Annotated in this window: 17 protein-coding genes; 16 read left to right on the top strand and 1 reads right to left on the bottom strand. The window is 38.6% G+C overall.

Annotation, left to right across the window (positions count from 1 at the left end; genetic code table 11):
* The first annotated feature begins 57 nt into the window (after window positions 1–57).
* The 7 genes from BUB03_RS14280 (at window position 58) to BUB03_RS14310 (ending at window position 8,178) form a co-directional block, all read left to right on the top strand.
* Window positions 58–1,125: a DUF2891 domain-containing protein gene (locus tag BUB03_RS14280; RefSeq protein ID WP_073064290.1), complete on the top strand. Its 1,068-nt coding sequence runs from the start codon at window positions 58–60 to the stop codon at window positions 1,123–1,125.
* Window positions 1,126–1,164: 39 nt separating this feature from the next.
* Window positions 1,165–2,010 carry a helix-turn-helix domain-containing protein gene (locus tag BUB03_RS14285; RefSeq protein WP_073064293.1) on the top strand — a complete coding sequence of 282 codons (846 nt, stop codon included), beginning with the start codon at window positions 1,165–1,167 and terminating at the stop codon, window positions 2,008–2,010.
* An 89-nt stretch (window positions 2,011–2,099) separates the two neighbouring features.
* The gene (locus BUB03_RS14290) at window positions 2,100–3,410 is read left to right on the top strand and encodes a TolC family protein (RefSeq protein ID WP_073064296.1); all 1,311 of its coding nucleotides are present in this window, start codon (window positions 2,100–2,102) and stop codon (window positions 3,408–3,410) included.
* 23 nt (window positions 3,411–3,433) lie between these two features.
* Complete coding sequence (locus tag BUB03_RS14295; protein ID WP_040996113.1) at window positions 3,434–4,546, top strand: HlyD family secretion protein; 1,113 nt, start codon at window positions 3,434–3,436, stop codon at window positions 4,544–4,546.
* Window positions 4,547–4,648: 102 nt separating this feature from the next.
* Complete coding sequence (locus tag BUB03_RS14300) at window positions 4,649–6,241, top strand: efflux MFS transporter permease (protein WP_073064299.1); 1,593 nt, start codon at window positions 4,649–4,651, stop codon at window positions 6,239–6,241.
* A gap of 126 nt (window positions 6,242–6,367) precedes the next feature.
* On the top strand, window positions 6,368–7,180 hold the full coding sequence (locus BUB03_RS14305; RefSeq protein ID WP_073064302.1) for a siderophore-interacting protein: 813 nt from the start codon (window positions 6,368–6,370) through the stop codon (window positions 7,178–7,180).
* Window positions 7,181–7,473: 293 nt separating this feature from the next.
* The gene (locus tag BUB03_RS14310; protein ID WP_073064304.1) at window positions 7,474–8,178 is read left to right on the top strand and encodes a class I SAM-dependent methyltransferase; all 705 of its coding nucleotides are present in this window, start codon (window positions 7,474–7,476) and stop codon (window positions 8,176–8,178) included.
* 93 nt (window positions 8,179–8,271) lie between these two features.
* On the opposite strand, the gene metG is transcribed toward BUB03_RS14310, so the two are convergent.
* Window positions 8,272–10,311, bottom strand: a complete 2,040-nt coding sequence (metG, locus tag BUB03_RS14315; RefSeq protein ID WP_073064307.1) for a methionine--tRNA ligase — start codon at window positions 10,309–10,311, stop codon at window positions 8,272–8,274.
* Between the two features lie 328 nt (window positions 10,312–10,639).
* On the opposite strand from metG, the gene BUB03_RS14320 reads away from it, so the two are divergent.
* The 9 genes from BUB03_RS14320 (at window position 10,640) to BUB03_RS14360 (ending at window position 25,305) form a co-directional block, all read left to right on the top strand.
* Window positions 10,640–13,381, top strand: a complete 2,742-nt coding sequence (locus BUB03_RS14320) for a SusC/RagA family TonB-linked outer membrane protein (protein WP_040996125.1) — start codon at window positions 10,640–10,642, stop codon at window positions 13,379–13,381.
* 12 nt (window positions 13,382–13,393) lie between these two features.
* Entirely contained in the window at window positions 13,394–14,992 is a 1,599-nt protein-coding gene (locus BUB03_RS14325; protein WP_073064310.1) for a RagB/SusD family nutrient uptake outer membrane protein, read from the top strand.
* 16 nt (window positions 14,993–15,008) lie between these two features.
* The gene (locus BUB03_RS14330) at window positions 15,009–16,124 is read left to right on the top strand and encodes a SusE domain-containing protein (protein WP_073064312.1); all 1,116 of its coding nucleotides are present in this window, start codon (window positions 15,009–15,011) and stop codon (window positions 16,122–16,124) included.
* Window positions 16,125–16,198: 74 nt separating this feature from the next.
* Window positions 16,199–18,358 carry a glycoside hydrolase family 97 protein gene (locus BUB03_RS14335; protein ID WP_073064315.1) on the top strand — a complete coding sequence of 720 codons (2,160 nt, stop codon included), beginning with the start codon at window positions 16,199–16,201 and terminating at the stop codon, window positions 18,356–18,358.
* Window positions 18,359–18,495: 137 nt separating this feature from the next.
* Window positions 18,496–20,349: a glycoside hydrolase family 13 protein gene (locus BUB03_RS14340; RefSeq protein WP_073064318.1), complete on the top strand. Its 1,854-nt coding sequence runs from the start codon at window positions 18,496–18,498 to the stop codon at window positions 20,347–20,349.
* A gap of 11 nt (window positions 20,350–20,360) precedes the next feature.
* The gene (locus tag BUB03_RS14345) at window positions 20,361–20,888 is read left to right on the top strand and encodes a nuclear transport factor 2 family protein (RefSeq protein WP_073064321.1); all 528 of its coding nucleotides are present in this window, start codon (window positions 20,361–20,363) and stop codon (window positions 20,886–20,888) included.
* Window positions 20,889–20,893: 5 nt separating this feature from the next.
* Window positions 20,894–22,312, top strand: coding sequence for an MFS transporter (locus tag BUB03_RS14350; protein WP_073064323.1), 1,419 nt, complete (start codon window positions 20,894–20,896; stop codon window positions 22,310–22,312).
* Between the two features lie 300 nt (window positions 22,313–22,612).
* Complete coding sequence (locus tag BUB03_RS14355; RefSeq protein ID WP_073064326.1) at window positions 22,613–24,145, top strand: GMC oxidoreductase; 1,533 nt, start codon at window positions 22,613–22,615, stop codon at window positions 24,143–24,145.
* Window positions 24,142–25,305, top strand: coding sequence for an MFS transporter (locus tag BUB03_RS14360; protein ID WP_073064328.1), 1,164 nt, complete (start codon window positions 24,142–24,144; stop codon window positions 25,303–25,305). The genes BUB03_RS14355 and BUB03_RS14360 overlap by 4 nt, the downstream gene beginning before the upstream one ends.
* Window positions 25,306–25,410: the final 105 nt, after the last annotated feature.

The raw sequence follows: 25,410 nt of genomic DNA on the forward strand, positions 1-25,410 counted from the left end.
GTTTTTAATTATTTTGAAAGCCAATTGAAAATCTAAATTATTTTTTATTTTTAGTGAATGAAAAAAAGTCTTTTAGCATTCGTGTTTTCTCCGTTTCTGATCTATGCACAGGAAATCCCTAAACTGACCAATGAAATGGCAGCTAAGTTATTGGAAAAACCACTTCATTGCATCAATCAGGAGTATCCTAATAAAACGGCACATATCATCAACAACGCAGGGGAAGTCACTTTAACTCCGAAAGACCTGCATCCAAGCTTTTATGGCTGTTTCGACTGGCACAGTTCTGTTCACGGACACTGGATGCTGGTAAGACTACTGAAGACAAAGCCTGATCTGGCCAATGCAAAAGACCTTGAAAAAATTCTTGACAATTCATTAAGCAAAGAAAATTTACAGGCTGAAGCTGACTATTTTACCAAATATGAGCTGACAGCCACCTTTGAAAGAACATATGGCTGGGCCTGGCTTCTAAAACTTGACGAAGAACTGACTACCTGGAACCATCCGAAAGCTAAAATCTGGCACGAGAATTTAAAACCTCTTACCGGGCAGATCTTAAAATCATGGAAGGCTTACCTTCCGAAGCAAACCTATCCGAACAGAACCGGAGTCCATCCGAATACTGCATTTGGACTGGCCTTCGCGATTGATTGGGCAGTTGCCAATAATGACAAGGAATTTGAGACCCAGCTGAAAGAAAAGGCAAAATACTTTTATGGGAAAGACCAGAAAACTCCTGCTTACCTGGAGCCGGACGGATCTGATTTTTTCTCGCCAAGCCTTGAAATTGCCGATCTGATGAGAAGGGTACTGCCTCAAAAAGAATTCGTGCTTTGGCTGAACAGTTTCTATGAAAAAAGAAGCCTGGAAAATATTGAAAAAATCCCTGTAGTAAGTGATCTTAGTGATTACCAAACCGTTCACCTTGTAGGATTGTCTTTCTCCAAAGCATGGTGCATGAAAGGGATATCAAAAGCGCTTCCAAACGGGCATCCTTTAAAAAAAGATTTTAAGAAAACTGCTGATGTATTCTTAGCGAACGGACTTCCTCTTTTATTTCAGGGGAATTATGGTGGAGATCACTGGCTGGCAAGTTTTGCCGTTTATTCCCTGGAAGACTAAAACATTGTAAGCACGGAATATATTGGCTACATTTGTCTTATGTCAGCCTTAGAAAAATTCGGTGTTGAGATTTTTACCCAGCACAATATTTTCGAGAGAATTTCTGCGGATAAGCCTTTCCGTCCGGATAATCCTGCTTTTATTTTTATTAAATCAGGGACTATAAAGCTCCGCCAGCATTTCAGCGATCTGGAACTTTCTGCCAATATGTTTATGGTCACAGATCCGCAGACTATTTATGAAATGGTTTCTGTGAGCGGCGACTTCCAGTCAAGAATGGTTTCTTATAAAAGAGAGTTTATTTCTGCTTTGTCTCTTAAATTCAACAGGCTTATCACTTACCGCTATTTCCGCCAGCAGATGAATAAAGGGGTTCCTTTTCCTGAAAATGAAATGGAGGTGGTATGGAAAAGCGTAAATTTTTTGAAATTTATTCTCGATTCAGAAACGGAAATGCTGTATAAGAAAGAAATGGTAGAGCATCTTTTCTCTGTTTTCTGCTATCAGATGGCAGGAATTATTTCTAAGGAAGATACCAATTCTATGAACCAGATGTCTAGGCAGGAAGAAATTGTTTTTGTATTTCTCACGGACCTTGCGGAGCATCATCTTACGGAAAGAACTGTTGAGTTCTATGCCGAACGCCAATCCATTACAACCAGACATCTTTCCTCAGTCGTGAAATCCATTACCGGGAAATCTGCCAGCCAGATTATTGCCTTAATTGTAATGAATGAAGCAAAAGTGCTTTTAAACTCTTCCAATAAACCGGTTTCAGAGATTTCTTCAATTCTGGGTTTTAGTGATCAGTATGCGTTTTCCCACTTTTTCAAAAAGCACCTTGAAATAAGCCCAAGACAGTACAGGCATCAGTTCGAAAACTAGAATCTTACATTTGAACATCTTTTTCCAAAATTCAAACATTTGATTGACTTTCTTGCTGCCGTAACTTTGCCTTCGTAAAACAAGGTAAAATGATAAATAACATAAAAACAGCACTGTCATTTGTGATAGGTGTATTCCCCGCGCTGTTTTTTTCTCAGCAGATCAAAGAGATGACTGCAGGTGAAGCTGCTGATCTGGCAGTGAAAAATCACCAGCAGTTAAAAGTGGCTGCACAGAATATTGACATCGCAAAACAGAATACCGACGTTGCAAAACTTCAAAAACTTCCTAATATTACAGCTTCTACAAGCCAGTTTTATTTAGGGGATGCCGTAGCAATTGATAAAGATTTCTCAAATTCGACCAATATTCCGATGCCTCATTACGGGAGCTCCTATGCTGTACAGGCAACCCAGTTGATTTTCAAAGGAGGTTTGGTGAATAAATCTATCGAGTTGGCCGGACTTCGTGAACAGCTTTCTGAGCTGGATCTGGAAAAAAACAAACAGGATGTAAAATTTCTGGTGATTTCCAATTATCTCGATGTCTATAAGATGCTCAATCAGGAAACTGTTTTTCAGAATAATAAAAAGCTCGCTCAGGAACGTCTGAAAAATATTCAGAAGTTTTATCAGCAGGGAATGGTGACCCGTAATGAAGTGATCCGTGGAGAGCTGGCTATTAAAAACCTTGATCAGGGAATCCTGACCCTGGCGAACAATAAAAAAATCCTTAATTATAATTTAAATATTGCTTTGGGACTTCCTTCCGGGACAGAAATTGTTCCTGTGGAAAGCTTGGATAATAAAGAATCCGGGATCGGAATAGATTACTATATGGATCTTGCCCATAACAGCAACCCGCAGCTGAAATCGGCAAAGAAAAACATTGATGTAGCTGATAAAAATATCGAAATCATTAAAACAGACCAGCTGCCGACACTTTCCGGGTTTGGAGGATATACTCTGCAACGCCCCATCACAACAAGAAACCCGGTTTTGGATATGTATTCCGGAGGATGGCAGGCAGGCGTTTCCTTGAGCTATAACATTGATAATTTATACAAAACAAAAGAAAAGGTAAAGCTTGGTGAACTGCAGAAAACACAGGCAGGAGATGCCGTAACCCTGGTACAGCAGAATGTAGATATGGCAGTGAATGCCGCTTATGTAAAATACCAGGAATCGATCCAGCAGGCAGACATTCTGAATGATTCAAAAAGGCTGGCAGAGGAAAACTACAAGATCACGGAAGCTAAATATTTAAACCAATTGGCCGTACAGGCTGAAATGATTGATGCCCAGAACCAGAAGCTTCAGGCTGAGCTGGATTTTGCCAACGCGGAAATCAATGTATTATACCAATATTATAACCTGCTTAAGGCTGCAGGAACACTTTAATTTTAAAACTGAAAATCAAGATAATGGAAAACAAGGAACAAACCACTCAAAATACACAGGCCACTCCCGCACAGTCAGGAGCAGCAGTGAAAAAGAAACAGAATAAAAAAAATAAGATCAGAGCGATCATCTCCAATATTGTGGTATTTCTGCTGATCGGATTCGGGCTTTTCTGGCTGGTCCGCGAATATTTCCATATCGGGGACAAAACCTATACAGAAGCAGCCCAGGTAGAGGAATTCATTAACCCAATCAATACGAGGGTTTCAGCTTATATCAAAGAAATAAAATTCATCGAGCATCAGCACGTTAAAAAAGGAGATACATTGGTGATTCTGGATAAAAATGAATTATTAACCCAATTGGGCCAGGCGGAAGCTGCTTATCAGAATGCTTTAGCCCAAAGATCGGCAACAAGTTCATCCGTCAATACAGTTTCCAATAATGTAAGCGTCATGGAATCCAATATCGCAGGAGCCAAAGCAAGATTATGGAATGCCGAGCAGAATTTAAACAGGTATAAAAACCTTCTTGCAGCAGAAGCCGTTACCAGACAGCAGTACGACCAGATCAAAACCGAATATGATGCCCAGAAGGCGGCGTATGAGACTCTGGTAAACCAAAAACAGTCGGCAAACCTTTCCACTACAGAGGTTAAAAGTAAACTGGGAATTAATGATGCAGAGATTAAAAGAACGAAATCGGCATTGGATATGGCAAGAATCAATCTTTCTTATACAGTTATTACCGCTCCGTATGACGGAATTATGGGCCGCAGAACCATCTCCGAAGGACAGCTGATCCAACCGGGACAGCAGGTGGCAACGATCGTTCTGAATGGCCAGAAATGGGTGACGGCTAATTTTCTGGAAAGCCAGATGCCGAATATTAAAATAGGACAGAAAATAGCGATGACTGCCGATGCTTTGGGCGGAAAGAAATTTGAAGGGGTAGTTACTGCAATTTCCGCTGCAACGGGCTCAAGATATTCCAGTGTTCCTACAGATAATTCCACAGGTAACTTTATCAAGGTTCAGCAGAGAATTCCTGTAAGAATAGAATTCAGTGCTTCCAACAGAAAAGAAGACCTGGATAAGCTGAGCGCGGGAATGAATATGAATGTGAATATTAACTAAGACTAAAAAGACATCAGATTTCAGATTTCAGACTTTAAGGGCTGAGTGAAGAATGAGGAAAGAATAAGTCTGAAATCTGACATCTGAAATCTATCTAATAAAATGTACAACAAAGGATTATATAGTGACTGGGTACCCAAACCCTTACAGCTGCTGCTCATCGTGCTGCTGTTGGCTGTAGTGATGCCGCTTGGCGGGGTATATACGGGAAACATCAGTTATCTGGTGAGCGGTACCGGAGCTATGACAGAATATTTTATGTGGGCCAATTACGCGACCACCATAGGAATGGGAGCCTGTATGCCCATTGTTCTCAGATTGAAGATGAGATTCAAGGTTAGGGATAAAATGACGGTTTTACTGGTGCTTTTAGGATTGCTGAGCTACATCAACGGCACTACCATGCAGCCGATGATCTTTGTGTTTACTGCGCTGTTTATAGGGTTCCTAAAAATGATGGTGACGATTGAACTCTTCCTTCCTTTAATGATGATGATCGGAAACCGGGGAATGTTTTATGGACTGTTTTATACCTTTGTTTTGGTAATGAATCAGGTGGCAGCCTATTATGCAGTGGTGGTTTCTATTCATTACAACTGGCAACAATTTTACATTATTGCCGCCGTACTATGTTTCATCCTCGCTTTGATCCACTGGATCTTCATGCACGATAAGTATTTTGCCTTAAAAGTTCCGTTACACTATATCGACTGGATGAGTATTATGCTTTTCGTTTCGACGTTTATGTTTTCCGCTTATGTTTTTTCCTTCGGGAAACAGCAGGATTGGTGGAATTCAAAGAATATACTGAATGCAAGTATCGCTGCTTTTGTAAGCTTTGCTTTGCTGGTGGTCCGCCAGTTTACTTTAAAAAGACCTTATTTGTCTTTCAAGATATTTAAGCAAAATAATGTACAGCATGGCCTTTTTATGTTACTGTGGCTGGGGATGTTCCTGGGAACAACCTCGCTTCAGAATACTTTTGCGGTAGGGGTACTGGGATATGATCAAAAAACAAATGCCGGTTTGAGTATACTGATGATTCCCGGAATTATTCTGGCAGGAACCGTTGCCGTATTCTGGTTTAAAAGGGAAATACCGTTGAAAATGTTTATTTTTTCCGGATTCTCGGCAATGATGGGATATGCGTTGATCATGTACTTTTCCATGGTTTTGGAATTCAATTATGAGAACTGGTACCTGCCAATGTTTTTAAAAGGATATGGAATGTGCTCACTCTTCATTTCGGTGTGGTTCTATACCCTTGATAAACTTGAAATGGATGATATGCTGGCAGCAATCGGTCTGGTACTGGTATGGAGAACGTTTCTCGCAGTAGGTTTTTTCTCCGCACTGTATTCGTGGTTCCAGTACCGTTTTCAGGTAACGGCTGTGGGAGATCTTGCGGTTTATATTGACGGGATGACGGTCACTCCTCAAACGCTGGCAGCCAATATGAAGACACTTCAGCTGAATGCTATAATTGTATCCGGCAAAAAGATTTTCGGCTATATTATTCTAACTGGTTTTGGAGTGTTGCTGTATATAATTACCCATCATTTCGGAAGAGAAAGATTCCAGTATTTAAGATTCATAAGGGTTCTTGGCGGTAAGTCTGTCATAGCAAGAAGAAGGCTTCGCGAAAGAAAAAAAATATTAGAAGAAATAAAAGACGCAGCAGGACCTGCGGTTTAAAGATACCTTGTTTTTCACTGGTAAAGCTCTGCTATATTTTATAGTGGGGCTTTACTTTTTTTTAATATTATTGTTTTTATTTAGACAAAATAAAATTAAATTTGTAAGAATAAAAAATTAAAATAGATGTCAAGGATTTCAACAGGCCGGATTGTTGCCGAAATGATACGAAAAGAATATATTACTGACCATTATATCAGAGTTTATCTATATTCACCGGAGACTCATTTATTTAAAAATACCACCGTTGGCGATAATAATAAAATTGCCGTCCCTCCAACGGGACTGGATGAGGTCCATTTTCCCACCCTGGATGAAAACCGGCAATGGGTTTATCCGCCAAAGGAGGTCGCTCCGGCAGTGCGAACCTATACCCACAGGGGAATTGATCCTGAAAAAAATATACTGATCATTGATTTTGTAGACCATGGAGATGGTGGCCCTGCATCAAAATGGGCAAGAGAGTCTGAAGCAGGTGCTAAATTAGGAATTATGATGCGGACAGAACCTAAGGAATTGTACCCTGAAGCTGAATGGTATCTGTTCGCCGGAGATGCCACAGCAATTCCTGTTCTGGGTGCCATGCTGGAAACACTTCCTGAGACCGCAAAAGGAGTCTGCATTATCGAAGTTCATGGAAAAGAAGATGAACAGCCTCTCAAAACGAAAGCTGATATTGAATTCATATGGCTGCATAATGCTACCCCTCATATCAGCAGTGAAATGGCTGATACCGTAAAAAGTATTGTTATCCCGGAAACCACTAAGTTCGGATATATTGCAGCAGAATTTTCAAGCGTTAAAGAAATCCGTACCTATCTCAGAAAAGAAAAAAACTGGATAGCAAAGGAACTGAACGCCTACTCATACTGGAAAGCCGGTGTGGCGGAAAATGAATCGGAAAAGGATAGACATAAGGAGAAGGATTCGATGGGGTAGAGGATTCGAGTGGCGTGATTCGGGTTTCGGGTTTGTCACAGTTTTAATGATGATTGTGAATTTAGTTTTTAGTCATGTATTAAGTGAATAATGAATTTGCTTTGCAAGTGAATGGTGAATCCAATCATAATCGTTATAAATATAAAAAAAATGGTAATAACTTATACGCAACTCGCACCCAGCATCTCAAACCACGGATCACGTAACTCGAAACCCACATCCCGGAACCCGAAACCCACACCTCTTGACCTTTCACCCGGAAACTCCTATCTTTGCAGCTTTTAAAGACAGCAATGAAAGATTTAATGGGTAAAGCAATCTGGGATTATTTTCATAACGAAAATCCTGAGGATCTGCAAACGGAAACTTCGATTTCAGAACTTGATGAACTTCCGGTAAATTATCTTTTCAGGGAATTTGAAGAGATGAATGATATTGAACAGAAAGCACTGGACCTGGCACAGGGAAAAACTCTGGATATCGGGGCAGGGGCAGGTTCCCATGCTTTATATCTTCAGGATGAAAGGAATCTCGATGTATGGGCATTGGATATTTCACCTAGATCTATTGAAGTCTGCAAGCTTAGAGGAATCAAAAAAGCTGTATGCGAAAATATGCTGGATTTTTCAGGAGAAACTTTTGATACTATTCTGCTCCTGATGAACGGCACAGGAATTTTTCAAAGCCTGGGAAAAATTGATATTTACCTTAAAAAACTGCATTCTTTACTGAATGATAATGGACAAATCCTGATCGACAGTACCGATATTCTTTATATGTTCGACCGTGATGACGATGGCGGCGTTTATATTCCTGCCGGAGGCTATTATGGTGAACTGGATTATGTAGTTCATTATAAAGGAGAATCTGAAAATCCAATCAAATGGCTATATCTCGATTTTACTACTTTGAAGAATGCTGCAGAGAATAATGGTTTTAAAATAGAAAAGGTGATGCAGGATGAAGATTCTTATCTTGCAAAACTGAGTAAAAAGTAACAGCTTAATTGTCATTGCTTTGCTCACAATGACAGTGAAAATAAAAAGACACATGAGAAATCATGTGTCTTTTACTTTATCTTTAAAAATATATTATCCTATCTCAATACCGTTTTCTACATTACTATCATCCGGTGTTACGAAAGATAGTTTTCCGTCCGGTTTTGTCGTTAATAAGAACATTCCCTGGGATTCAATTCCTCTGATCTTTCTTGGGGCAAGATTCAGCAGGATCATTACCTGCTTTCCGATCAGTTCTTCCGGTGTGAAGCTTTCTGCAACACCTGAAACCACAGTTCTGATATCTACGCCAGTATCTACTTTAAATTTCAATAGTTTATCTGCTTTTTCCACTTTTTCAGCTTCTAAAATAGTAGCTGTTCTAAGGTCTATTTTAGCAAAGTCATCAAAAGAAATTTCCTCTTTCATAGGGTTGGCGTTAGGGTTTGTTTTTTTATTGTTTTGTTTGGTTTGTTCCAGTTTCTCAATCTGGGCATCAATTACACTGTCTTCAATTTTTGAATAAATTAAAGGAGCTTTTTCGACAATTTTATGTCCTGCTTCAATTAAAACTTTTGAATTTTCAATACTAGTCCAGTCTAATTGATTAACATTGAAAATTTCATAAATCTTTTCAGCAGTAAAAGGAAGGAATGGTTCTGCTAAATTTCCTAATGCAACAGCGATCTGAGCTCCGATAAACAATGTATTTTTAGTTTTCTCTACATCATTTTCAAAAGTTTTCCAAGGTTCTTCATTTTGAAGATATCCATTTCCAAATCTTGCTAAATTCATAAAGGCAGTTAAAGCATTTCTGAATTCATAATTGTCCAAATAATTTCTTATTTCAATAGCGCTTTTACTTATTTGTTCAAGCTCAGGAGCATTTATATCTCCTTCAGGAACTTCCCCATTAAAATATTTATTAATTAAAACAGCAACGCGATTTATGAAATTTCCAAAAATATTTACCAGTTCAGAATTATTCTTAGTCTGGAAATCTTTCCATGTAAAATTGTTATCCTTAGTTTCCGGAGCAGAGGAAAGAAGTGCATATCTTAAAACATCCTGCTGTCCCGGGAATTCTTCTACATATTCGTGAGCCCATACTGCCCAGTTTCTTGACGTTGAGATTTTATCGTTCTCAAGGTTCAGGAATTCAAACGCAGGAACATTTTTCGGCATAATGTAATCGCCGTGAGCCTTCATCATTGCTGGGAAAATAATACAGTGGAATACAATATTATCCTTGCCGATAAAGTGAATCAGATCACTGTTTTCATTTTGCCAGTAATCTTTCCAGTCTTTGCCGTTTTTCTCTGCCCATTCTTTGGTAAAGGAAATATACCCGATAGGTGCATCGAACCATACATAAAGAACTTTTCCTTCAGCATTCGGAAGCGGAACCGGAACTCCCCAGTTCAGGTCTCTCGTCATGGCACGCGGCTTCAAACCATCATTCAGCCATGATTTAACCTGTCCGTATACGTTCGGTTTCCAGTCGTCTTTATGACCTTCAATAATCCATTCGTTTAAAAAATCCTCATATTCATTTAAAGGAAGATACCAGTTTTTGGTTTCTTTAAGAACGGGTACATTACCGCTCAACATGGATTTCGGATTGATCAGCTCTGAAGGGGATAGGGTAGTCCCGCATTTTTCGCACTGGTCTCCGTAAGCATTCTCATTTCCACAGTTTGGACAGGTACCTACAATATAACGGTCTGCAAGGAATTCTCCTGCCTGTTCATCAAAATATTGTTCAGAAACCTCTTCCGTAAATTTTCCTTTTTCATAAAGAACCTTAAAGAAATCCTGGCTTGTTTCATAATGCTTTTTGGAAGTCGTTCTGGAATACTCATCAAAAGAAATTCCCAGATCTGAAAAAGACTTTTTGATAATCTCATGATATTTGTCTACAATATCCTGAGGCGTTACTCCTTCTTTTTTAGCTCTGATGGTAATAGGAATTCCGTGCTCATCCGACCCGCAGATAAACGCTACATCTTTTCCTAATCTTCTCTGAAATCTTGCGTAGACATCCGCAGGAATATATACACCTGCCAAATGTCCTATATGAACCGGTCCGTTTGCATAAGGCAAAGCTGCCGTAATCATCTTTCTGTTTGACATTTATAGTAAAGTTTAACTGCAAAGATAATGATTATCTCACGAAACCGCCTAATATTCGGTTATAATAAGTTTTTAAGCCCAATCGGCAGGGAGGAATATTACATTTAGTTAAACAAATGTTTAACTTTATGTTAATTATGGGTATGTATTATGCTATGCATATATTAACGTAATGTTATGAAAAACAGATGCTTGGTTTTTGAATAGACAAGCAATTTACATAAAATTATCTAAATTTTCAATAATCTTATGATAATTCTAATTTTTTTATAAATTGCAAGGCTGGTTATACAGCCTTATTAGAAAACGAAACTAAAAAAACGATATTGTGAAAAATTTTACAACGGTATTAAAAATAGCTCCTGCTTTTTTATTGGCCAGTTCAATAATGCATGCGCAGGACTCTTTAACCAAGGAAAAAAAGATTGAAGAAGTTGTATTGATCGGATACGGAAAGCAGAAGAAATCTGACCTTACAGGATCCATAACTTCAGTTACAGCCAAAGACTTCAACGGTGGAGCAACTTCCGCAGGTCAGCTTATCCAGGGAAAAACGCCTGGGGTACAGATTACTAACAACAGTGGTGCTCCGGGGTCGGGAACAGCAATTAGAATCAGAGGTACAGCATCCTTGAATGGAAATAACTCTCCCCTTATTGTAATTGATGGTGTACCACAGGACTTTACAGGAGTAAATGGTGCAGCAGATCCATTGTCTTTAATCAACCCAAATGACATTGAAACATTTGATATTTTAAAAGATGCCTCTGCAACAGCTATTTATGGTAACCGTGCTACGAATGGGGTAATTTTAATTACCACAAAGAAAGGAACTTCCGGAAAGCTTAAAGTTAACTTTTCAACAGTAGCATCTCTATCTACTAAAATGGGTAACGTAGATGTTCTGAATGGAGATGAATTTAGAAGTTTTGTTAATACATATGCTTCTGATGCCTATAAAGCAAAACTGGGTACAGCAAATACAAACTGGCAGGATCTGATTTACCAGACTGCCTGGGGAACAGATAATAATGTTGCTATTTCGGGAGGAATTAAAGGTTTGCCATACAGATTATCAGTTGGATATAATGAACAAAATGGTATTGTAAGAACAAACTCATTTAAAAGGACTTCATTAGGATTAAATTTAAATCCTAAGTTTTTTGATAATCATTTATCCGTTAATGTAAGTGCTAAAGGAACATTTACTGATAACAGATTTGCAGATGGAGGAGTAATTAAATCTGCTACTTATTTTGATCCTACTCAACCAGTATATTCGGGTAATTCAAACTATGGCGGATATTATGAATGGTTACTAAACGGGGGGCTGAACGTAAACGCAAATGCTAATCCACTGGCTACTTTGATGGCTATTCGTGATGTTTCATCAGTTACGAGAGGTTTAGGAAATGTGCAGCTGGATTATAAATTTCACTTCCTTCCGGACTTGCATTTTAATGTAAATGCCGGATATGACTATACTAAAAGTGAAGGACAAAAGCAGGTTGATGCCCGATATAAATCAGGATTCAATGATAAAGGAAGTTCGAGTATTTACAGTATGGAAAAAAAGAATAAGTTGTTAGAAACTTATTTTAACTATGTCAAAAATATTTCTGCTATTAATACCGGAGTGGATATTACAGCCGGATATTCTTACCAGGACTTTTTAACATCTATTCCTGGATCTATCAATTATAAAGGAAATGCTCCTACTCAGATTAATAATGATTTTGAAACAAGAAATACATTAATATCTTTCTATGGAAGAGCAATATTCACAATTGCTAATAAATATATTATTTCCGGATCATTAAGAAGAGATGGTTCTTCTCGTTTCTTTAACGGTACAAGAGATAATCTTTGGGGGAACTTCCCTGGGGTTTCTGTTGCCTGGAAACTAAATGAAGAAAATTTCATTAAAAATATCTCATCCATAAGTACATTGAAATTAAGAGCCGGATGGGGGAAAACAGGACAGCAGGAGCTTCCTGGGCTTGATGCTAACAAACCTAATAACTATCCTGCTTTTGCAGCTTATAATCCTAGTGGAGCGGGTGCTTACTACCAATTTGGAGAACAATATTATTATATGTTCCGTCCCAATATCTATAACCCATACCTTACATGGGAAACAACTACTACCAAAAATATAGGATTAGATTATGGCTTCCTTAACAACAGAATAACAGGTTCCATTGATTTATTTAGAAAGGATACTGAAAAACTTCTTGTAGATTCTCCTATTGCTGCAGGTGATTTAAGTAATCACAACCTGCTGAATGTAGGAAACATGGAGAACAAGGGAATTGAAGGAAGCATTACTGTAGTTCCTATTAAAAATGAAAAAACAACCTGGGAAGTAAGCTTCAACGCAACCCATTACAAGCCGGTTATTACCAATTTGCTGGCAAGGGCTGATGCAAGCTTTAATATTCCTGTAGGAGGAATTGAAGGAGGGGCTGGAAACACCATACAGGCTCATGCTGTAGGTTATGCTCCGAATGCATTCTGGGTATACCAGCAGGTGTATGATAATTCAGGAAAACCTATTGACGGAGCATTTGTAGATAGAAATAATGACGGTAAAATAGATGTTTATGACAAATATTATTACAAGTCTACCACTCCTGATGCCCTTTTAGGATTCTCTACTAAATTATCTGTGAAAAACTGGGATTTTGGTTTAAGTGCAAGAGCCGTATTAGGTAATTATGTTTATAACAATGCTTCATCTAACAGTTCTTTACAATCTGCATCAACTAACGAATATTTACAAAACGTTTTTTATACCGCACCTGAATATCAGTTTAAAGATGCGAACAGAGCTTTTTCAGACATATTTGTAGAAAATGCTTCATTCTTTAGATTAGATAATGTAAATATCGGATATAATTTCGGAGAGTTATTTACAAAAGGGAGTAACCTGAAAGTGTATGCAATGGCTCAGAATGTTTTTGTAATTACAAAATATTCTGGTGTAGATCCTGAAGTTTTTGGAGGAATTGATAATGGTTATTATCAGAGTCCAAGAGTATATTCTTTAGGTTTTAATTTTCAATTTTAATAATTAAAAAAGATGAAATCAAATAAAATAAAATTCAAAAGTATAGTTTTATCGGCTTCTGTTGTAATGTTGCTTTCAGCAACATCCTGTGTGAAAGATCTTGAAAGAGAGCCTATTACCGATGTTACATCTGCCAGTGTTTTTTCCGATTTTGCAAACTATCCTAATGCTTTGGCCAAATTATATGGAGGTCTTGCTATGGGAGGACAGGTAAGTGGTGATGGAGATCCGCCAAACAGTGATATTAATGGGGTAAACGGAGGGTTTTCTCAATACACAAGATTGATGTATACTCTGAATGTAATTTCTACCGATGAAGCTGTAATTGGCTGGAACGATGGAAACTTGCATACTATCCATAAAATGACCTGGGATTCTTCCAATGAATTTGTGGCTGCAATGTATTACCGAATTTTTACAGAAATTGCTTTCTGTAATGAATTCCTTAGAAACGTGACAGATGAAAAGCTGACATCTAACAATATCACCGGAGATAACCTGGCAGAAGCTAAGCGTATGCGTGCTGAAGCAAGATTTTTAAGAGCACAATCATACTATCATGCTTTAGATCTTTTTGGAAACGTTCCATTTGTGGACGAAAATTATCTTCCGGGATCAGTTAATCCGCCTCAAAGAATAGAAAGAGGAGCTTTATTTAATTATGTTGAAAAGGAGTTATTAGCTTGTGAAAGTGATTTAAGAGATCCAAAAACAAATACATATGGAAGAGCTGATAAAGCAGCTGCATGGTCATTGCTGGCAAGATTATATTTAAATGCAGGAGTATATACAGGTACACAAAGAAACAATGATGTTATCACATACTGTAATAAAATTATTGGTGCAGGATATTCATTGAAATCTAATTATGGTTCTTTATTCTTAGCAGATAATAATGTCAATAATCCGGAAGCAATTCTTACAGTGAATTTTGATGGAATTAATACTCAGACAAATGGTGGAACAACCTATTTGGTACATGCTTCAGTAGGAGGAACAATGCCAGCTTCAGATTTTGGGATAAATGGTGGATGGAGTGGTATCAGGACAACAAAAGCGTTCGTAAATAAGTTTCCGACAAATGGAAGTGATAAAAGAGGTAATTTCTATACAAGCGGACAAAACTTAGAAATAAATGATTTAGGATCATTTAATGATGGATATGCATTCATCAAATTTAAGAATGTTAAAAGCGATGGAACTCCGGGAGCTAATAATAACTGGGTTGAAGCAGATATTCCTTTATACCGATTAGCAGATATTTACTTAATGTATGCAGAGGCAACACTTAGAGGAGGAAACGGAAATATGGCCACTGCAATTAGCTATGTTAACCAATTAAGACAGAGAGCTTACGGAAATACAAGCGGAAATGTAGCTTCAATTTCTTTGGATTTCATTTTGGATGAAAGAGCAAGAGAATTATCTTGGGAAATGACGAGACGTACTGACTTGATCAGATTCGGGAAATTTACAACAGGAGATTATCTATGGCCTTGGAAAGGAAATATAAAAGATGGAAAAGCAGTAGAAAATTACAGAAATCTTTATCCGATTCCTGCTAAAGATATCATTGCGAATCCTAATTTGATTCAGAATCCTGGATATTAATTAAAAACACTATAAAATGAAACAAATATTTAGATTTTTAACCATAGCCTTGATTGGTTTTCTGGTTATTTCCTGCGAGAAAGATGAAGATCAGGCAGTCATTAATGAAACAACTACAGGCAAGCTATCTGCTGATAAAAGTGCTGTAATTCTTAATGAGCTTACTGCCAATGATGCGGCAATCAGTTTTACATGGACAAAACCCACATTTAATATTGCTGTAGTTTCCACTCAGCAGATTGAGTTTGGAATCAAAGGAGACAATTTTAAAAAAAGTGCTACTGTTGATTTCGCCAATGATGCTACATCAGGTGCTATTACCCACGCTGCAATGAATGCTGCGATGTTCAGTATTGGTGCAACAGCAGATGCTGTAAATGATATTGAGGCAAGATTAAAAACATCTGTAGGAGCAGCAGCTTTCTATTCAAATGTTTTAGCTCTTAAAGTAACGCCTTATACTCCGAACCCGGATTTGGTATATCCTAAGATCAATGTACCTGGCGGATATGCCGGAGCAGCAGGATATGCAACTTGGAATCCTGCTAATTCTCCTAACTTATTCTCGCCTGAGAAAAATGACAAATACAGAGGATTTATTCTAATTAGTAGTCTTACAGGTGAAAACGGGCAGTATAAATTTGCTATAAACCAGGATTGGCCAGGAAATAAGGGTGATGATGGAACTAATACAGGAAAACTAGTTGGGGACGGAGCAAATATAAAAGCACCTGCAATAGGGACATATTATATTAAAGTTGACTGGGCTGCGAATACCTATTCTTCCGTATTGGCAAACTTCGGAGTGATCGGAGATGCTACACCTACGGGATGGGGTTCAGATACAGATTTTGTATATAATCCAGCTACTAAAACTTATGTAATTAACTCCATTGCTTTAAATAATACTGGAGTATTCAAATTTAGAGCAAATGACGACTGGGCAATGAAGTTCCAGCCCAAAAAAGATGATCAAACTCTGGTTTCAGGAAAGGCTGTACAATCTTATTTCAGTGCTGAAAATACAGTAGACGGTGATCCTAATTATAAAGTATCCGAAGCAGGAAACTATAAAATAGAACTGGATTTACATAATTCAGCGTTTTATAAGCTAACTGTTACAAAATTGTAAAACATACAAATAATTTGATAAAGTGTTGCTTTACCGCAGCACTTTATCTATTTTTAAGGTTATAAATAATCATTATGAAGAAAATTACAGTTGGAGCGATGTTGCTCACAATGATGTTCGCAGGTGTTAATGCACAGTCTTTGAAATCACCGGATGGAAAGTTCGAAATGAATTTTCAGTTGAAGCAAGGGGTACCTTATTACAATCTGAAATATAATGGTGCCGTAGTGGTAGAAGATTCTAAATTGGGATTGAGATTATTTAAGGATACTTCCATAAAATTCGCATCAGAAATTGCGAAACCCGAAGATGTAAAGTTTGACCTTAACAACGGTTTCACTAAAACGGACGAAAAAAGAGATTCTAAAAATGAAACCTGGCAGCCTGTTTTAGGTGAAAAGAAAAATTATATCAACAATTATAACGAATTGGCTGTTACCCTTAATCAGGCTTCAACAGAAAGAAATATCGTTGTAAAATTCAGATTGTTCAATGATGGGTTGGGATTCAGGTATGAATTTCCACAGCAGAAAAACCTGAACTATTTCACCATCCGTGAAGAAGATTCTGAAATCGATTTCCCGACAGATATGAAGTCTTGGTGGATTGTAGCGGACTACGATTCTCAGGAATACAAATATCAGGAAACAAAGATTTCTGAAATTCCGGCAAGATGGCCGCAGGCGGCAGATGCAAATGCTTCTCAGACTTTAATTAAAAATGCGGTTCAGTCACCTTTAATGCTTAAAAAAGAAGGAAAAGAGCCATTATATATCAACGTAGCTGAGGCAGCAGTGCTGGATTATCCTGCTTCACATTTAGAAGTAGACGCTCAGAATTTTAAGCTTAAAACACATCTTACTGCTGACAGACAAGGAGCGAAAGGTTATATTCAGACCCCTTCCGTAACGCCGTGGAGAACGATAATCGTAGCACCGAAAGCGGAAACGGTAATGGATTCGAAAATGATTTTCAATCTTAATGAGCCTACAAAATACAAAGACACTTCTTACATTCACCCTACGAAATACATGGGAGTTTGGTGGGAAATGATCATTGGAAAATCTCAATGGGCATACGGTCAGCCTGAATCTAACGTTCGTCTTGGGGTAACAGATTTCTCCAAATTAACGCCGAACGGAAAACATGCAGCCAACAATACAAAAGTTAAAGAATACATCGATTTCGCTGCAGAAAACGGTTTCCAGGGTCTGTTGATTGAAGGCTGGAATGTTGGTTGGGAAGACTGGTTCGGTCACTCCAAAGAATTTGTTTTCGATTTCATTACGCCTTACCCGGATTTTGATATTAAAATGTTAAATGAATATGCTCATTCTAAAGGAATTAAATTAATCATGCACCACGAAACTTCAGGTTCGGCAACGAACTACGAAAGATGGGCAGATAAAGCATTCCAGTTGATGAACAAATATGGTTATGATGCGGTGAAAACAGGTTATGTGGGAGACATCATTCCAAGAGGAGAGCACCATTATTCTCAGTGGACGATCAACCATTTCTACAGAATTGCGGAGAAAGCCAATGAATACAAGATCATGGTCAATTCTCACGAATCTGTACGTCCGACAGGGGAAAGCCGTACCTATCCGAACTATATTTCTGCAGAAGCAGCTCGTGGAACGGAGTACGAAGCATTCGGAGGTAACAACCCCGATCACCAGACTATTCTTCCTTTCACTAGATGGATGGGAGGATCTATGGACTATACACCGGGAATCTTCCAGACAAAACTGGATTATTACTTCCCGGGTGATAAGCGTTTCGTAAAAACAACACTTGCAAAACAGCTTGCTTTATATGTAACCATGTACATGCCACTTCAGATGGCGGCAGATCTTCCTGAAAATTACAAAAAGCACATGGATGCATTCCAGTTCATCAAAGATGTTGCAGCAGACTGGGACGATACTAAAATCTTAGCTGCAGAACCGGGAGATTATGTAGTGACAGCCAGAAAAGCAAAAGGTACAGATAACTGGTTTGTAGGAGGGATCACTGACGAAAATAAACGCGATTACACCGTAGATTTCTCTTTCCTGGACAAAGGGAAAAAATATGAGGTAACCGTTTATGAAGATGGAAAAGATGCAGATTATATTGATAATCCTCAAAGTTATAACATCTATAAAAAACAGATCACCAGCAAATCCAAATTGAATTTCAAAATGGCGAGAAGCGGCGGTTTTGCAGTTTCTGTCAAGCCTGTCAATTAAGATTTAATTTAATAAGTTTGTTATGCCCCGGTTCATTATATTCGGAAAAATGGGCCGGGGCATTACTTTTAACCAAAACACTGAGAAATATAAGATACAGAACAGAATTAACCTTGTTGATCAAAATACATCCATAAATGAAAAAAATATACACAATTTTTGCTCTTTCAGCAGCTTCAGTGGCTTTTTCCCAGATTCAGAAAGTAGAACCTGCTTTTTGGTGGAAAGGAATGAAAAATCCTGAACTTCAGATTTTAGTGTACGGAAAAAATATTGCCAATAACGAAATTGAGCTTTCGGATCATATTCAGATTAAGGATATTCAGAAGGTAGAAAACCCTAATTATGTTTTCATTACGGTAAATACAAATGAAATTAACGTCCCGGCCTTTAAAATCAACCTGAAAAAAGGAAAGAAAAATATAAATTCTTATTCGTATGAATTGAAACAGAGACTTCCCGGATCTGCAGAACGTGAATCTTTTACCTCAAAAGATGTCATGTATCTCATCATGCCGGACCGTTTTGCCAATGGCGACGAAAAGAACGATTCAAGACCGGATCTTACTGAAAAAGCAGATAGAAAGCTGCCCAACGGAAGGCATGGCGGTGATCTTCGCGGAATTATCAATAATCTTGATTATATTCAGAATCTCGGTGCCACATCTGTATGGCTTACTCCTGTTAATGAAGACAATGAAAAAGTATACTCCTATCACGGATATGCACAGACCGATCTTTATAAAATCGACGGACGATTTGGTACCAATGAAGAATACCGTGAGCTTTCGCAGAAGCTGAACAAACGCAATATGAAGCTGGTTATGGATTATGTGACCAATCACTGGGGTGTTTCCCACTGGATGATCAAAGATCTCCCTTCCAAAGACTGGATTCACTGGTTTGATGAAGGAAAGAACGGCTTTTACCGTTCCAATTACAAAACGACCACCCAGTTTGACACCAATGCTTCAGAAATTGATAAAAAGTATGCCCTGAACGGATGGTTTGATACTACAATGCCCGATATCAACCAAAAGAATCCTTTAGTTCTGAAATACCTTACCCAAAATGCAATCTGGTGGATAGAATATGCAGAATTGGGAGGATTCCGTGTAGATACTTATCCGTACAATGATAAAGAAGCTATGGCCAAGTGGGCAAAAGCCATCACCGACGAATATCCGAAATTCAATATCGTAGGAGAAACATGGCTTAATACGGCAGGACAGATCTCTGCGTGGCAGAAAGGCTCCAAAACCGGGGAAGCGGCAGGCTACAATTCAAATCTGCCTTCTGTCATGGATTTTATGCTGTATGGCGATATGCCGAAAGCGATTAAAGAAAAAGAAAGCTGGGACACCGGAATGGTTAAGCTGTACAACGTTTTTACCAGCGATTTCCTGTATCCCGATATCAATAACGTTTTAGTCTTCTTTGAAAATCATGACACCGAAAGATGGAACGAAATCTTCAATGCGGATCCTAAAGCTTACAAACTTGGACTTACCTTAATCTCCACCGTTCGTGGAATTCCACAGATCTATTACGGCTCAGAAATTGGTATGAAAGGAGACAAAAACAAAGGAGGAGATGCAGATATCAGAAGGGATTTTCCGGGCGGTTGGAAATCAGATGTTCAGAATGCCTTAAACCCTTCGTCTCAGACTCCTGAACAAAAGGATTTTTATCAGTTTACCCAAAAGCTGTTGAACTGGAGAAAAGGAAAAGAGGTGATCCATACCGGGAAAACTAAAAATTACGTTCCGCAGGATGGCGTTTTTGTATATTTCAGATACGATGGTAAAGAAAGTGTAATGGTAGTCCTTAATAATAACGAAAAAGACCAGACACTGGATTTAAAACGTTTTGCAGAATCTCTGGGGAACATCACAAAAGGGAAAGATATCATTTCAGGAAAAGAACTTTCTGTTCAGAATACCTTAACAGTTCCGGCAAAGACTTCGATGGTTATTGAATTACAGAACTAAATAAACAAACTATGAAAAATATAACACTTATCTGCGCGATGGTACTGCTCATATCTGGTATTACAGGAATGTATGCACAGTCCGGTAATACCAGATTTGAAAAAGATAAAACAGAAATAGGAACAATGCTCGATGGTTTCAATATTGCAGCAGCAAAAGCTGACTTCAATACTTATTTCAACTATTTTGCAGACGAATCTACATTTATCGGAACCGATGCTACAGAAGTTTGGGACAAAAAAGCCTTCATGATCTGGGCAAAACCTCATTTCGACAAAAAGAAAACCTGGAACTTCACTTCACTTAAAAGAAATATTTATTTCAGCAAAGATGGAAAGCTGGCCTGGTTCGATGAGCTGCTCGATACCCAGATGAAAATCTGCCGCGGTTCAGGCGTTGTAGAAAAAATAAACGGAAGCTGGAAAGTGAAGCAATATGTACTTTCTGTAACCGTTCCCAATGATGTTGTAGATAAAGTGGTTGTAGAAAAAGCTCCAATAGAAGATGTATTAATTCAAGAATTAAAAACTAAAAAATAAACACAATGGCAGAAATGGCAGGCAAGTATGATGCCGGTAAATCAGTTAGAAAGAAAAAGCCGAATTTATCGATGCTTCAGATTATTAATATGAGTATGGGATTTTTAGGAATCCAGATGGCTTTCGGTTTGCAGAATGGTAACGCAAGCAGGATTCTTGCCAATTTCGGGGCAGATGTCCACGAATTATCATGGTTCTGGCTCGTTGCACCCATTACTGGACTGATCGTTCAGCCGATTATCGGGCACATGGGAGACAATACCTGGAGTCCGCTTGGCAGGAGAAAACCTTACTTTTTAATCGGTGCCGTTTTATGTGCAATCGGTCTGGTGATGCTTCCTAATGCAGCTTCTGCAACACAGATGATGGCCGCCAATGTTTTACTGATGGCCGTGATTTTCCTTGCTATGATGGATGCTTCAATCAATGTAGCGATGGAACCTTTCCGTGCATTGGTAGGAGATATGCTTCCTAAACATCAGGCAACGGTCGGCTTTTCTGTTCAGACTATTTTAATCGGAATAGGTGCTGTTATTGGCTCCGATTTACCGAATTGGTTAACAAAATTAGGGGTTTCGAATGCTGCCCCAAAAGGTTTTGTGGCAGATAATGTGATCTATGCATTCTATATAGGAGCAGCCGTTTTGATCCTTTCAATTTTATATACGATTGTTACCACCAAGGAATATTCTCCGGAGGAATTTGCATCATTTGAAGGTGGAAAACCTATAGCAGAGCATAAGTCGAAACTTTCGGACATTTTTAAAGACTTCAGGAATGCTCCTTCTCAAATGAAAAAGCTGGGAGTTGTACAGTTTTTTTCATGGTTTGCGTTATTTACCATGTGGGTTTTCACAACCAGCGCTTTGGCCACCCATCATTTCGGTCTTTCCCCTGAAGATACCCATTCTGTAGAGTTTAACAAGGCAGGGGACCTTACGGGAAGTTTATTTGGCAGCTATAATTTTTATGCGATTTTCTTTGCGTTTGCCTTAACCCCGATTGCAAAATTTATAGGTAAGAAGCAAACTCACGCTTTAGCTCTTGCTTGTGGCGGATTGGGCTTGATTTCCATGTATTTTATTAAAGACATCCACAGCCTATGGATTTCAATGGTAGGATTAGGGTTTGCATGGGCAAGTATTCTGGCAATGCCTTATGCCATGCTGATCGATTCAATCCCGCAAAAGAAAATGGGAGTGTATATGGGAATTTTCAACTTCTTTATTGTCATTCCGCAAATTATCAACGGGGTTTTCGGAGGGCCTATTGTAAGCGGTATTTTTGGAAAACAGGCCATCGATTATATCGTAGTGGGAGGTGTCTGCATGCTGATTGGAGCTGTCGTTACCATGGTCTTTATAAAATCAGAGGACGAAACTCCAAAGGAAATAGAAGAAGAGATCCAGCAGGTACATTTTTAATCATCGATCTTGAAATTGGATATCAGAGAATGAAAATCTGAATATCTCTTACAAATTATTATAATAAAAATTCAATAGGAGCGGGCTTTAGCCCGCTTTTATATTTTAACGACAATACAAAACGGCTTTAGCCAAAACATAAAAAATAAACCAAGGTTTTGACCCTTTACACATCGTTTTATAAAGACAATCGTATATAATGTATCCATTTTCCATTTATATAATCAATTGAAATTTAATTTTTTATTAAGCTACCCAGTATTTTAATTTTTTACCTTACATAGATTAAAATAGTAAAAAATGTACGACATCATTATTATAGGAAGTGGGGCAGGAGGAGCAACCATGGCATATAAGCTTGCAGACAGTGGGAAAAAAATCCTGATCGTGGAAAGAGGAGATTATGTACCTGTAGAAAAAGAAAACTGGGATTCTGTAGAAGTCTTTGAAAAAAATAAATACACTACCACTGATCTGTGGCTGGATAAAGACGGGAGGCAGTTTCGTCCCGGAATGCATTATAACGTAGGCGGAAACACTAAATTTTACGGAGCAGCTCTGTTCCGTTTGAGAAAAGAAGATTTTAAGGAAATAAAACATTACGGAGGTGTTTCACCTGCATGGCCTATTCAGTATGAAGATTTAAAAGATTATTACCTGGAAGCCGAGAAACTTTTCCATGTACACGGAAAAAGAGGTTCGGATCCTACAGAGCCTTTCGACTCAGAACCCTATCCCTATCCGCCTTTACCCCATGAACCCAGAATTCAGGAAATTGTTGATGAGTTGCGGGATTATGGTCTGCATCCTTTCGAATTACCGATAGGAGTCAATTTTAAGCCTCATGAAACAGCTAACGCTTCCTATATCCTGAACCGTTTCGACGGATTTCCCGATGCTGCTGAAAGAAAGGCTGATGCCCACCTTTGTGCTCTGGCAAAAGCTTTGGAGCATCCTAACGTTGAGCTGATGACCAATACAAAAGTGATAAAGATCAATACCAATGATTCAGGAACAAGAGTTTCAGAAATTGTGGTAGAACAACAGAATGGTAATACACAAACATTAATCTGTGATCTGCTGATTCTTTCTGCAGGCGCCATCAATTCTGCTGCGCTGTTACTGCAAAGTAAAAATGAAAAATTTCCTGATGGCCTGGCCAATACTTCAGATCAGGTCGGGAGAAACTATATGTTTCATCAGAATACCGCGTTAGTAGCTTTATATACCCAACCGAATCCCACCAAATTCGGGAAGACATTCGGCATTAATGATTTCTACCATGCAGGCAGAGATTACGATTTTCCTTTGGGGCATATCCAGATGCTGGGGAAATCAGATGAATATCAGATCAGGGCTGATAGTCCTGTGGCAGCACCGGGTTTCACTTTTGAACTCATGGCTGAACACGCCGTTGATTTCTGGCTTACTTCAGAAGACCTTCCCGATCCGGAAAACCGGGTAACTTTAGAAAACGGACAGATTAAAATAAGTTACAGCTCCAATAACGAAGAAGGACATCAGCACCTTAAATCCGAACTGATAAAAGCGCTCAAAGCATCAGGTAAATTTGAAAGCTTCCTGTTTAAAGGTATTTATTTCAGCAAAGGAATGGATATCGCCTCTCCGGCCCATCAGAACGGAACCACAAAGATGGGACTGGACCCTAAAACTTCAGTGGTGGATACCCATTGTAAGGCACACGACCTGGAAAATTTATACATCGTGGACGGCGGCTTTTTCGTTTCCAGCGGAGCGGTAAACCCTGCTCTTACTATTATCGCGATGGCCCTGAGAGTGGGAGAGCATCTTAAAAAGAATATTCTGACATGAATTCCAAACCGGTCAAAATTATAATCATCTTTTTATTAGCTTTTCTTACAGGAGTTAATTTTGTTGTATTTCCTGCATTGGGAACTGCTTTTACAGATTCTTCACTCTTTGGGCTTTCCTCCTCTCAATTTGGAAATTTATTTATCCCACAGGTCATCTGTATTATTATTTCCTGCCTTGCTGCCCCGTTTTTAGTTAATAAATGGGGTCCGAAGATCATTTTGGCTATTGGATTATTACTGATGATTATTTCCACCGGAACTTTATGGATACTTCAGTATCATATGAAGGATGCATCCTTATTATTCCCGGTATTAATGATTCTGGTGGCATTTACAGGCTCAGGTTTCGGCCTTTCGATAACGACTTTGAATCCTTTGGCGGCAAGTCTGTTTGAAGATAAAAAATCTTCTGCAATCCTGATTCTGCAATTCCTTGTAGGCCTGGGAACATCTGCCGCTCCGCTGATGATGAACCTGATAGGAAATGTAAAAAACTGGATGTATGTTCCGGGATGCATATTTGTTTTGGTAAGTACAGCATTCATAGCTTTTTTGCTTTTAAAATTAGAAAAAGGAACTTTTTTCGAGCTTCCGGGGCATTTTAAGATTCCCCCGAAACTGTGGGGCTTTTTTCTGGCAATTGTTCTCTATGGCTTTGTTGAAGGAACTTTCGGAAGCTTTGGAGCTATCATTCTTACCAATCAGGGGATAGACAGCAGTAAAGCCAGTCTGGGACTTTCCTTATTTTGGGGCGGGATTGCCTTGAACCGTCTGCTTTTTGGAATATTTTCAGAAAAGAATAACCTGTCCGGTGTGTTCCTTATTTCTCCTTTAATAGTAGCGGGATTATTGCTTTTACTCATATATGCCAATCCGTACATCATTCTGCTTATAATGTTTTTGATCGGTTTTTTTATGGGAAGCATATTTCCGGGGTCTATTGGTTGGGGAACTGTAGAATTTCCTACACTTTCAGTATTGGTTTCCGGATTTTTAATGGCAGCCAATCAGGTTGGAACGGGCAGTATAACCAATATTCTGGGGCATTTTTCCAATGAGAATACCACTGTTTTCCGGTTTCTAATTCTTTGTCTGCTTATCATCTTCGGTTTATTTTTCTACCTGAAAAGAAATTCTAAAATAAAAGAGGCTTTTTAAAATAATGCGAGGAACATTTATACGGCTGCCGGAAGCAATTTGTCCCTTTAATAAACCCTGAAATCCTTTCTTAACCTACATCAACACTTTCAGACGCCGGTTTCC

Origin of the sequence: Chryseobacterium oranimense (assembly GCF_900129755.1) — a bacterium.
Taxonomy (GTDB): Bacteria; Bacteroidota; Bacteroidia; order Flavobacteriales; family Weeksellaceae; genus Chryseobacterium; species Chryseobacterium oranimense.